Raw genomic sequence first — 11,759 nt, 5'->3', positions numbered from 1 at the left:
GTGTCATTTTGATTGCTTTGTGGAATCTTCGGGTGTTATACCAGATGGTGTGTGCGAATATTGTTTGTTTTGCATCATAAAACCCCGTGAATTCGTAACGTTCGATTACTTCCCGCTGAATGATGGAGTGGAATGCTTCGATGTAGGAATTTTCTTCCGGTGTTGCGATGTGTGTGAACTCTTGATTGGCTTCCGCTGTGCGAAGGTATTGCTTTACGTTGTTGGCAATAAATTGAGATCCATTGTCATTTCGAATGGTTACTCCTTTGATTCCGTATTCGTTGTTTATTCGTCTAAATGCATTGATGACATCAATTTGTTTGATGCTTTTTTGAAATATCTGACCCACGATTTTACGAGAAAAGACATCGATGATAGTTAGCAAGTAAAAGTTTCTTTTTTCGCCGTGTACATAGACGTATTTAATGTCTAGGCATAGGTATTCCATTGGATAGGAAGCCTGAATCTTACGGTGTTGGACAAACTTGCGTTTGCCGCTGGTTCGTATCACTTTACCCAAAAGTAGGTTGTGTTCGTCCATTAATCGGTAAACTTTTTTCTTGTTAATGTAATAATCAAGCTTGCGTAATTCCCCTGTTACATTTTCATACCCGTAGCAGCAAAACTCTTGCGAGAGGATGTCTTTAATTTGCTCGATAACGATTTGATTTTCGACCTTCTCTCCATCTTGTTTCCACGTATGAGAACTGGCTTTAACGCCCGGTTTTCCACCTGTAGACTTATAATAGTAAACACTGGAAGGAAGGTTAGACCAAGATAAAAGCATACGTGTAGGAGCCTGCTGAAAGTATTGAGAAACGATCATCTTCTTGTCTTGGTTAGCACAGGGCTTTTTTTTAAAAGCTCTGATTTAAATTCTATTTCCAAGGCTTGTCGAGCGATAATTCTTTTCAATCGTTCGTTTTCTTCTTCCAAAGCCCTAAGCTCTGGATCTATTCGCTTATAGGCAGACTTTAATCCTTCAACTCCTTTGGAAAGGTATTTATTCTTCCACTTAGCATATAGACTAGGTGCTAAATTATACTTCCGGCACGTTACTGTAGTGCCCTCTCTTTGACCTTCTTGAAGTATCGCTAAACGATCTTCTGGTGTGAAAATTCTTCTTTCTCTTTTCATAGTTCCCTAATTTAATTGGTTCTAAACTCTTTTTAAAATTTAGTCCAGTCTATTAGGGGGTTAGTACAATTCATATTAATAATTTTGATTCTTGCTAGTATGGTATGGGGGCTAACCGCCTTAATACCTTTAATTATTTTTACCCCATTTATAAAAGATTATTCGGGAGATACATTCAAATTGAATATGCTTTTTGTTGGATATATGATATTTGTTTTTTCGGTAAATATTGCAATTAGCCGATACACAGAAATTGAATTCTCTAAAATCCCTAAGGCATTTCCGGGCGAAGTATTAAAATCCGAGGATGAACTTTATTGGCAGGAGTGGGAAGCAGATCAACAAGAATTATATGAAGATTATAGATAAATGTTCTTTAACCCAAAAATGTAAGTTATATGTTGCTTAAAAAACTCTCAAATAAGACAAAAATTTCACTTGGCATATTATTCTGGGCATTGATTATCGCAATTCCTCAGTTCCTCGTAAATTATACGACTGGTTTGTTAAGCGGCAAACTTATTTATGGTCAAATACCTGTACAATTTTACTTGGGTTTAATATCTGGAGCAATTTTTGGTATGATTTTTTATTTTATTGTAAAGGCTGTAATAAAATTGTTAATCAAGTTTGGCGGATTAAATATTGATGTCGTTAATGCATTTTTTATGATTACCAGTATATTATTAATCATTGTTTTCTTGTTGCAAGGAAACAACTTATATGTAGCCCTTACACTTAAGGAAGAGAATGTAAGAGATGCTCAACAATTAATAAAGTCTTACAATAATCAATGATTATTTCACTATGAGGCAAAAGTTAAATCTAATTAACTTCTTAAAAAGAGCTCAAGAAATACATGGAAGCAAATATGACTACTCTCGGATAGAATTAAAAACTACTAAGGACAAAATCGTTGTTATTTGCCCTGAGCATGGAGAATTTAGTCAAAGCGTAAATAATCACCTAAGAGGTGCTAATTGTCCTTCTTGTGGCCAGGAATCACGTGCAACTACTCAAAGAAATACCAAGGAAGAATTCGTAGTTTCAGCTGAAGCTGTACATGGCAAAAAGTATGATTACACAAATGCTTTTTATATTAACAGTCAATCTAAAGTTAATATTCTGTGTCCACTTCATGGGAGCTTTTTAATGAAGCCTAACTCTCACATTACAGGTAAACAGGGATGTCCTAAATGCGGTAGAATTGTAGCAAACAAAAACATTACATTAAATTGGAGTGAATTTTTGAAAAGAGCAAATGATGTGCATGCTGATAAGTATGAGTACATATCTAGATCATATAAAAATTATACGGAGAAGATTGAGATAATTTGTAATACTCATGGTATTTTTTTGCAAACTCCTCATTCTCATATTTCCATGAAAGCGGGTTGTCCAATCTGTGGAGCAATTCAAGCTGGCCAATCAAATCAGAAGAGTTGGAGTATAGTAAAAGATTTATTTATGACAGCTCATGGGGATAGGTATGAATATGACGAGACTTCATTTGTTAATGTAACAACTAAGGCTTTAATAAAATGCTCAAAACACGGATGGTTTAAACAAATGCCATACCATCATTATGCAGGAAATGGTTGTCAGAAATGTGCTGTGGAAGAAGTTCATGAAAATCAAAAAATAAACTTTGAGGATTTCCTAATGCGAGCTAATGCCAAACATCATGGTAAATACACTTACGACGAGTTCTCCTTTAAAGATATTTTTACTCCCATGGTAATTACATGTATTAAACATGGAAATTTTCTGCAGGCACCAGTTAATCATTATAAAGGAGCTGGGTGTCCAAAATGTTCTTCAAGTAAAGGGGAGGCCTTAGTAAGAGATATTTTAACAAAACACAGGCTCGAATTTGAGGAGCAAAAGAAATTTCCTGATTTAAAATATATTGCAAATTTGAGATGTGATTTTTATTTACAATCACAAAATTTAGTAATCGAATATAATGGTATTCAACATTACGAGGCGTTAGAAATATTTGGAGGACTAACTGGACTAGAATCAACAATAAAAAGGGATAATGCGAAAAGAAATTTTCTTAAAAAATCTAATATCTCGTTATTAGAAATTCCATATTTCACAAAAGACGTAGAGTCTTTAATTCTTGAGTGGGTTGATAAAAATGAACAATAGTTAGGTGTTATCCAAAAGGAGTCGGAATCATATCTGCTCCGTTTTTTGTTTAAAGGGGAATGGGTGGCTTATAAAGGAATGATTAATACTTGAAAAAGTTGGGGGTCAGTAAAAAAAGGGTGGACTTGCTGGTTTTTAAAGTCCGATATTTTGAATCTGGAATAAGAAGTAATTCAGTATTCTTATCGAGCCAAACAAAACAATACAAAAGGAGACAAAAGTGTGCCCAAAAGGCATAAAAAAACTCCGAAATCGTTAGAAATCGGAGTCTTTAGTGCTATTTACTAGCTAAGAAGTGATCCCGCTGGGATTCGAACCCAGGACCCATACATTAAAAGTGTATTGCTCTACCAACTGAGCTACGGAATCATTCAAGCCGAGGCTTGGTATATAAAGATGGCTCACTCTGGAACCGAAAGGAAGTTCAACCACTGGTTGACCTTCGTTTGCAAAAGAGTAACTTTTTCCCCTTATTGCGGTGCAAAACTAGCACCCTTTTTTAAATAATGCAAGCCCTTTCTCTAAATAAAATTATATTTCTTGTGATTTTTTCTTTTGGTTTTGGCCAAAGAGCTTATTCCCAAATAGATAGAAATCAACTCGCATTAGCAGATTCTTTGTTTAAGGCGAATAGACTTTTGCGTGCAGAGAAAATTTACGTGTCCCATTTAAAGACCAAACCGCGCGATTCCGAAAATATTAAATTAAAACTGGCCTATATCGCGAAAGCAAAAAACGATTGGTTGAAAGAACTTTACTATTTATCTAGCATACAAGCGACGAATGCGCGGCCAGAAATATCGAAGCGTTTGGAGGAAATAGGAGAGAAGCAGGGGCTAAATGGCTTCAAGATGAGCCTTTGGGATCAGATTTATTGGCTTTACTTTAAATTCTTCCCATTCCTGCTAGGCTTTCTCTTATTGATAGCCTTGTATGGGGCTGGAATTTTGACCTATTCCGTCTTTCAAAAGAAAGTGATCCGCAGCAGTCAATTCACCTATTTAATCCTTTACATCGCTTTTATTGGGCTTTTTGCGAACTTTCCGGGCTTTTTAAATTATGGGATTATTACCAAAGACAAATCCTACATGCGTGACTTTCCTTCCTCTGCCGCTCCGGTGGAACGCCTCTTAAAGAAGGGAAATCGGATTAATTATTGGTTTACCCGTGATATTTGGGTGTATAGCCTGATTGAAAGTCAGCAAGGATACGTGAAAGAAGATGACTTCTTGCCTATTAACTAGAATCTAGAGGTGCAAGATTTGGAAACTTAAGTCCAAAATGATTTCGCGGTCCGTCTCCGCACTGCCGATAACCCCTTTTACTTTTAAATCAGCGTTCTTCACTGCCTCGATAATACGAACAACCTTCGCCAAAGGGTAATTTCTCGCCGCTGTCGTGTAATCACGCACAAAATAAGGATTCACTCCAATCAGCTTCGCAATCTCCCCGTCAGAGACATTTCCCACGTCGTGAACCTGCAATACTTTAGAAAAGAAGTTAAATAACAAGACCAGCATAGGCGCAGCAGGATTCTGCTTGGCGTTTTCTGCAAAGTGGAAAGCTATTTTCTGCGCTTTTTCGGTGTTGCGCTGGATGATCGCTTTTTGGAACTCAAAATAATTGTATTCCCGGCTAATACCGATGTATTTCTCCACCTCTGCAGAGCCTACCTCAGCACCAGCAGGCACATTCACAGCTAATTTATCCGCCTCGTGCGCCATCCTAGACAAATCCGCACCCACATAGGAAACCATCAATTCGACAGTAGAAGGTTGAATTTTGATCCCTTTTTGGCCCAAATAATCTACTAACCAAGCACCCAATTTATCTTCCGACACTTTCTTCGATGTGATAATCACACCGTGCTTCACCAGCGCAGAAAATACCTTTGATTTATCAGAAAGCAAGGATTTAACGGTCAAAACAAGTAGGGTAGAGGGCGTCGGATTCGCGCAATAATCTTCCCAAACCTTTAAATCATCCTCTTTGGCCTTCGCATTTTCCTTCGCTTTCGCCATCGCTTCGATGAACGCCGCCTCCTTCACAATCACCACCTGACGCTCCGCCATCATCGGATACCGACGCGCCGTCGCAATAATAGATCCTAGACTATGATCTTTGCCAAAAAGGACAAATTGATTAAAACTCTGCTGATCCTCTGGCAACACCTGCTTTTCAAAAGCATCCACCAGCTGATCAATCAAATAGGGCTCATCACCATGCAACAAATAAATAGGAGCCAGTTTTTTCTGCTTAATATCCTTTAAAACTTCTTGAGCGCTCTGTTGCATAGGTGAATTTAGTTAAACAAAAATAGGCAAAAGCTAAGGGATGGAAAAATATCTCAAGTATTTCCCGTAGGTTTGCAGGCAAAAAAACAGCTCAAACCATGTCAATTGCAAAAAATAACGTCGTATTCATCTCGTATCAACTAGCTTTTCCAGATGAAGACGGACAACCAGATGTCGTAGAAATCGTAGACGAAAAAGAACCAATGGTTTTTATTCACGGCCTTAGCGGCTTACCAGAAGCGTTTGAAAAGAACCTTTTAGGCTTAAACGAAGGCGACACGTTCGATTTCAGCATCTCAGCTGAAGACGCTTACGGTAACGTAGATCCTAACGCAATCATTCAATTGCCTAAATCTATTTTCCAAGCCGAAGACCAAACGGCAGACGATATCTTACAAATCGGAAACTTCATCCCGATGACGGACGACCAAGGAAACCGCATGCAAGGTTTAGTCGTTTCCATCGAAGGAGAAACCGTTACCATGGACTTTAATCACCCATTAGCGGAGAAAACCTTGATGTTCCAAGGAAAAATCTTAAAAATCAGAGAAGCTACTCCAGACGAACTTGCCCACGGCCACGTGCATGGGGAAGGGGGAGTTCATCATTAATAAAAATGAGGCTTAGGCCTCTTTTTTATTAATGTAAAGTTCAAAGAGCAAAGACCAAAGTTCAGAGTTCGTATTGCCTTCGGCAATTATCAAAGACCAAAGTTCAAAGTTCAAATATCGTATCGCCTGCGGCGATGAGTATATGAAGTGTTTTTACTAAAATCATCAAAAAGGCGAAAATTTCGCCTTTTTGATTCAACCTTTGAACTTTGAACTTTGCTCTTTGAATTTTGAATTTTGAGTTTTGACATACCTAAATCATCAAAAAAGGGGCTAGCGCCCCTTTTTTGATTCCTTCTTTGAACTTTGCTCTTTGAACATTTCAATGTTATTCAGATTTATAGCAATGCTATAAATCTGAATAACATTGAACCTCCACCCCAAACTTCCTCAAGAAATCAACCCCTTCATCAGACGCTAAACCCTTGTAGGCGGCATAGGAATTCAAGAAGATCACTTTCTTAATCTTCATGCTAAAAATAATACGAGCACAAGAGATGCAAGGGGATAAAGTAACGTAAATTGTAGAACCTTCGACTGAAACACCGTTCTTAGAGGCATATAAAATGGCATTCTGCTCTGCGTGCAAGGCTAAAGAACAGCTTCCTTTCGAATCACGAGGACAACCATCCTCGCCAAATTCATCATCACAATTGTGAGTTCCTGCGGGAGGCCCGTTGTAACCGATCGAAATAATGCGGGTATCTTTGGTTAATACACAACCCACTTGAGCGCGGGTGCAATGAGAACGAAGCGCCAGATTCTGAGCCAATTCCATAAAAATTACATCAAACGAGGGCTTTTTCATAGGCATAAAAAAATCCCATAAAGGGATTTTATGTAGCGGGGAGCAGAATCGAACTGCCGACCTTTGGGTTATGAATCCAACGCTCTAACCATCTGAGCTACCCCGCCAAATTATGGTGCAAAGGTAAGCGTTCCCACCGTAGAACACAAATATTTTCACAATACTTATTAATTTTGCACAGGATTTGGGATTTAGCCCAGAGTTAATACCTTTGTTTACAGGTAGTTTTACAGGTAGTTTTACAGGTAGGTTTACTAGTTCATTTATCCCCGTTCATATGTCACAAACTCCATATACTTTTGAATATGAGATAAAAGCGTCGCCTAAGGTGCTTTATCCTTACTTAAGTAGTCCATCCGGATTACAACAGTGGTTTGCTGACAAAGTAATCGTGAGAGGAAGCTCTGAATTGCATTTTTATTGGGATAATGAGAACCATCCAGCTTTGGTTTTACCTGGAAAAGCCAATAAATCAGTCAAATTTGATTTTAAAAGAGGGAATTCTGAGCCAGGAAAGCACATTATTGAGTTAAGCCTGGATGTGAGTGAGGTTTCGAATACGACCTATCTAACGGTTATCGATGGGGCTTCGACCTTTAAAATGGATGCGGATGCAGAAGAATTGTGGGATTATTTAATCGACAAACTGAAAGAAATAGTAGGGAGTTAGGATGCGTAAGATTGATAAATTAGTACTGCAGGCGTTTTTTGGACCATTTTTTTTGACACTTCTTGTTGTCATCTTTATTTTCCTGTTGCGTTTGGTTTTATTTTACTTTGCTGATCTTTTTGGCAAGGATTTAGGGGCATTTGTGTACGTGGAGTTGTTTTTTTACTTCTCGTTAATCACCATTCCCTTAGCGATGCCGTTGTCAGTATTGCTTTCTTCGCTGATGACTTTTGGGAAATTAGGCGAGAACTTTGAGTTGACAGCACTGAAGAGTGCGGGCATCTCGATTTTCCGAATTATGCGTCCTATTTTAACCGTGGCGGTGTTTTTGAGCTTGTTTATGTTCTGGTTTATGAACGTGGCTTTGCCTTGGGCGAACATCAAAGGTTGGAGTTTACTCTATGACATTAAGACGACTAAAACGACGTTGAACATCAAGGAGGGCATATTCTATACGGATTTGACAGGCTATTCTATCAAAGTAGGGAAGAAGTACCCGGATAATAAGACCCTGAAGAACCTGATTATTTATGATCATACACACAATGATGGAAATCGCCACGTGACTTTGGCGGATTCTGCGCTGATGTATACTATTATGAACAAACGCTATTTAGTGTTTGAACTGTTTAATGGCAAGGATTATTTAGAAGATGCGGACCAAGGTTCGGTGGTAAATCCGACGGAATTAGCGGTGCATGATTTCAAGAAAAGCAAGGTGGTGATGTCGCTGGCCGTGTTTGATCTCCAAAAAACGGATGAGCAACAATTCGCGCACCACGAGATTATGCGCAATAATTACCAGCTGGCGGATGATGCAGATTCCTTAGCCAATACGATTTCAACCGTTAAAAAGGGCTTTTTCAAGTCATCTTCCATTAATTTCCTTTACCAGGTGACGCCAGTGAAGAAAACCTTGCAATTCTTTCAGAAGACGGATTGGATCAAGCCTCGTTTAGCGAAGGGTTTGGCGGCTAAAAATCCTGTTCCCTACGATCTAGCAGCGCAACAAGCGAAGAACATGATGACGGCTGGCGAAACGAATAAGGCCATTTTAGAGGATTTCGAGTCAAAATTAAACAAGACAAACCTAGAGTGGCACCACAAGTTCACAAATGCGATTGCCATTTTAGTGATGTTCCTAATCGGAGCTCCGCTAGGGGCCATTATTAAGAAGGGGGGATTCGGCGTACCGGTCGTGGTAGCGGTTTCTTTCTTTATATTGTTGTACATTTTAACGCAGCAAGGAGATAAGATGGCCAAAGAAGGCGCCTTAATCATCCAGATAGGAGCGTGGCTCGCAAATGGCATATTAGCTTTAATAGGAGCCTACTTCCTCAAGATCGCCTTAGCTGATTCGCGTTTGTTTGAAACAGACTTCTATCGAGTGGTTTGGGACAGACTAAAAGGTAAATTCGTAAGCGTAAAAACAGACGCCTAAAACATTTGCTTCGTAGCAAGAAAAAGAGTACTTTTGCAAATTCAATAAATATTTTAAACTTAAACTGGTAAAAGATGTATTTGTCACCTGAGAAAAAACAAGAAATTTTCGAAGCAAAAGGTAAAGCAAAGTCTAAGATCGATACTGGTTCTTCTGAATCGCAAATTGCGTTATTCACGTACAGAATCAATCACTTGACTGAGCACCTTAAGAAAAACAAGAAAGACCACAGCACACGCTTAGGACTTTTAAAATTAGTAGGTAAGCGTCGTAGCTTGCTAGATTATTTAACACGTACAGATATCTCACGTTACCGTGCGATCATCGCGGAGTTAGGTATTCGTAAATAAGATAAAAAAGGGCTTCATTTCGATGGAGCCCTCTTTTATTTCCCCGCTGTAAACGTTTGAACTGTTCAAACAACATCTTAAATCACGCGAGGTTGCGTGAAATTTATTCAGAAACGTATGTCATTTAACATCATTATAAAGCATATTTCAATGCCTGACGGCAAAGAAGTCTCGATTGAAACAGGCAAATTAGCCAAGCAAGCGGACGGAGCAGTCGTAGTCAAATCAGGAAATATGATGTTGTTAGCTACTGTAGTGGCTAACAAGGAGGCCAAAGAAGGAGTTGATTTCCTTCCTTTATCAGTAGACTATCAAGAAAAATTTGCGTCAAATGGACGTATTCCAGGATCATTCTTAAAAAGAGAGGCGCGCCTTTCTGATTACGAAATCTTGATCTCTCGTTTAGTAGACCGCGCATTGCGCCCTACTTTCCCAGATGATTACCACGCAGATGTTCAAGTACTAATTAACTTGATCTCAGCAGATTCAGAAGTATTACCAGATGCATTTGTCGGTTTAGCGGCAGCGGCAGCTTTGGCCGTATCCGATATTCCATTCAATGGTCCTATCTCAGAAGTTCGCGTAGCGAAAATCAACGGTGAATATAAAGTAAACCCAAGCGTTAGCGAATTAGCAGGTGCTTCCTTAGAATTATTAGTAGCGGCAAACGCAAACGATATTTTGATGGTAGAAGGAGAAGGAGACGAAGTTTCTGAAACCGAAATGCTAGAGGCTTTACGTATTGCGCACGACGCGATCAAAATCCAATGCGCTGCATTGAATGAATTGACCGTAGCTTGTGGCAAGACAGAAAAACGTAGCTACTCACACGAATCACACAACGAAGAGTTGCGTGCTGAATTGTGGAAAAACTACTACGATAAATACTTAGCGGTTGCAAAATTAGCGAATCCGAAGAAAGACGAGCGTAAAGCTGGTTTCAAGGCGATCGTTGATGAGTACATTGCTACGTTGCCTGAAGATCACTTAGTGAACCTTTCAATGGCAAAAATGTATTTACACGATATCGAAAAAGAAGCTGCTCGTCAATTAGTATTGCAAGAGCGTTACCGTCTAGATGGTCGTAAATTGAATGAAATCCGTCAGATTACTTGTGAAGTAGATTATTTACCTACTCCTCACGGTTCGTCTGTTTTCACTCGTGGTGAAACTCAATCCTTGACTACTGTTACTTTAGGTACGAAAATGGATGAGCAAATCATCGACCAACCAATGACTCAAGGGTACAACAAATTTATGTTGCACTACAACTTCCCAGGCTTCTCAACAGGTGAGGTTAAACCAAACCGTGGAGTAGGTCGTCGTGAAGTAGGTCACGGAAACTTAGCGATGCGTGCGATTAAGAAGGTTTTACCTAAAATGGAAGACTTCCCTTATACCTTACGTATCGTTTCTGATATCCTAGAATCAAACGGTTCGTCTTCGATGGCGACAGTTTGCGCAGGTACTTTGGCCTTAATGGATGCAGGTGTAAAAATCAAAGCTCCAGTGTCAGGTATCGCGATGGGATTAATTTCTGATTCAAAAACAGGAAAATACGCGGTTTTATCTGATATCTTAGGTGATGAAGATCACTTAGGCGATATGGACTTTAAGGTAACGGGTACGGAGAACGGTATCACCGCTTGCCAAATGGACATCAAAGTTCAAGGTTTATCTTACGAAGTATTAGCGGAAGCGTTAACTCAAGCGAAAGAAGGTCGTTTACACATCTTAAACGAGATGAAGAAGGCGATGCCAGCCGTGAGAGAAGATTTCAAACCTCAAACTCCTCGTGCTACGGTTATCAAGATTATGAAAGACCAAATCGGATCCGTAATCGGACCAGGTGGTAAAGTCGTTCAAGATATCCAAAAACAATCAGGTGCAACCGTTACCATCGAAGAAAAAGAAGACGGTGGATACGTAAGTATCTTCTCTTCTAACGGAGATGCCATGGCGAAAGCGGTAAGTATGGTTCGTGGAATCGTCACTTTACCGGAAGTAGGAGAGGTTTATGAAGGAAAAGTGAAGAATATTCAAGCATTCGGAGCTTTTGTGGAATTTTTACCGGGTAAAGATGGTTTATTACATATCTCTGAGATTTCATGGGATCGCATCGACACGATGGACGGTGTTTTCAAAGAAGGAGATAAAATCAAGGTTAAATTAGTCGAGGTAGATAAGAAAACGGGCAAATTCCGTTTATCTGCTAAGGTTCTTTTACCTAAGCCAGAAAAACCAGAGGCTCCAGCTGCTTCAGCTGAATAATAAAAATGTTTATTCAAGCGTCG

13 protein-coding genes and 2 tRNA genes are annotated in these 11,759 nt (G+C 39.3%); 9 read left to right on the top strand and 6 right to left on the bottom strand.

Annotated features, from left to right (window positions below; all coding sequences use genetic code 11):
• Together EWU21_RS08585 and EWU21_RS08580 are read right to left on the bottom strand one after the other, a co-directional pair.
• Positions 1-826 (bottom strand): IS3 family transposase (locus EWU21_RS08585; RefSeq protein ID WP_130896484.1); only part of this gene is annotated, 826 nt, incomplete at its 3' end.
• Positions 823-1,137 (bottom strand): transposase, encoded by a 315-nt coding sequence (locus EWU21_RS08580; protein ID WP_130896482.1) that lies wholly within the window; start codon positions 1,135-1,137, stop codon positions 823-825. The genes EWU21_RS08580 and EWU21_RS08585, both read right to left, overlap by 4 nt.
• Positions 1,138-1,221: 84 nt before the next feature.
• Here EWU21_RS08580 and EWU21_RS08575 point away from each other — a divergent pair, with 84 nt between their 5' ends.
• From EWU21_RS08575 to EWU21_RS08565, 3 genes are read left to right on the top strand one after another with little or no spacing between them, the layout of a single operon-like run.
• Positions 1,222-1,506: a hypothetical protein gene (locus EWU21_RS08575; protein ID WP_130896481.1), complete on the top strand. Its 285-nt coding sequence runs from the start codon at positions 1,222-1,224 to the stop codon at positions 1,504-1,506.
• A 29-nt stretch (positions 1,507-1,535) separates the two neighbouring features.
• Positions 1,536-1,934, top strand: coding sequence for a hypothetical protein (locus EWU21_RS08570; protein ID WP_130896479.1), 399 nt, complete (start codon positions 1,536-1,538; stop codon positions 1,932-1,934).
• 10 nt (positions 1,935-1,944) lie between these two features.
• Positions 1,945-3,291, top strand: coding sequence for a PDDEXK family nuclease (locus EWU21_RS08565; protein WP_130896477.1), 1,347 nt, complete (start codon positions 1,945-1,947; stop codon positions 3,289-3,291).
• 296 nt (positions 3,292-3,587) lie between these two features.
• Here the strand turns inward: EWU21_RS08565 and EWU21_RS08560 are convergent.
• Positions 3,588-3,660 (bottom strand) — tRNA-Lys (locus EWU21_RS08560).
• A 173-nt stretch (positions 3,661-3,833) separates the two neighbouring features.
• Here EWU21_RS08560 and EWU21_RS08555 point away from each other — a divergent pair.
• A complete protein-coding gene (locus tag EWU21_RS08555; protein WP_130896475.1) occupies positions 3,834-4,535 on the top strand; it encodes a hypothetical protein in 702 nt (233 codons plus the stop codon).
• A 3-nt stretch (positions 4,536-4,538) separates the two neighbouring features.
• Here EWU21_RS08555 and holA read toward each other — a convergent pair whose 3' ends face one another.
• Entirely contained in the window at positions 4,539-5,585 is a 1,047-nt protein-coding gene (gene holA, locus EWU21_RS08550) for a DNA polymerase III subunit delta (RefSeq protein WP_130896473.1), read from the bottom strand.
• A gap of 98 nt (positions 5,586-5,683) precedes the next feature.
• On the opposite strand from holA, the gene EWU21_RS08545 reads away from it, so the two are divergent.
• Positions 5,684-6,196 carry an FKBP-type peptidyl-prolyl cis-trans isomerase gene (locus EWU21_RS08545; protein ID WP_130896471.1) on the top strand — a complete coding sequence of 171 codons (513 nt, stop codon included), beginning with the start codon at positions 5,684-5,686 and terminating at the stop codon, positions 6,194-6,196.
• A 349-nt stretch (positions 6,197-6,545) separates the two neighbouring features.
• Here EWU21_RS08545 and EWU21_RS08540 read toward each other — a convergent pair whose 3' ends face one another.
• Complete coding sequence (locus EWU21_RS08540) at positions 6,546-7,004, bottom strand: deoxycytidylate deaminase (RefSeq protein WP_130896469.1); 459 nt, start codon at positions 7,002-7,004, stop codon at positions 6,546-6,548.
• A gap of 33 nt (positions 7,005-7,037) precedes the next feature.
• Positions 7,038-7,111: transfer RNA gene (locus tag EWU21_RS08535), tRNA-Met, on the bottom strand.
• Positions 7,112-7,281: 170 nt separating this feature from the next.
• Between EWU21_RS08535 and EWU21_RS08530 the strand changes: the two genes are divergently transcribed.
• From EWU21_RS08530 to pnp, 4 genes are all read left to right on the top strand, one after another.
• The gene (locus EWU21_RS08530) at positions 7,282-7,674 is read left to right on the top strand and encodes an START-like domain-containing protein (RefSeq protein WP_130896468.1); all 393 of its coding nucleotides are present in this window, start codon (positions 7,282-7,284) and stop codon (positions 7,672-7,674) included.
• 1 nt (position 7,675) lies between these two features.
• Positions 7,676-9,115, top strand: coding sequence for an LptF/LptG family permease (locus EWU21_RS08525; protein ID WP_130896466.1), 1,440 nt, complete (start codon positions 7,676-7,678; stop codon positions 9,113-9,115).
• Between the two features lie 74 nt (positions 9,116-9,189).
• Entirely contained in the window at positions 9,190-9,465 is a 276-nt protein-coding gene (gene rpsO / locus EWU21_RS08520) for a 30S ribosomal protein S15 (RefSeq protein ID WP_130896464.1), read from the top strand.
• 117 nt (positions 9,466-9,582) lie between these two features.
• Positions 9,583-11,736: a polyribonucleotide nucleotidyltransferase gene (gene pnp, locus EWU21_RS08515; protein ID WP_130896462.1), complete on the top strand. Its 2,154-nt coding sequence runs from the start codon at positions 9,583-9,585 to the stop codon at positions 11,734-11,736.
• Positions 11,737-11,759 lie beyond the last annotated feature (23 nt).

The sequence above is a fragment of the Aquirufa antheringensis genome (assembly GCF_004307425.1).
GTDB lineage: Bacteria > Bacteroidota > Bacteroidia > Cytophagales > Spirosomataceae > Aquirufa > Aquirufa antheringensis.
This window is presented reverse-complemented; position numbering and strand designations above follow the sequence as displayed.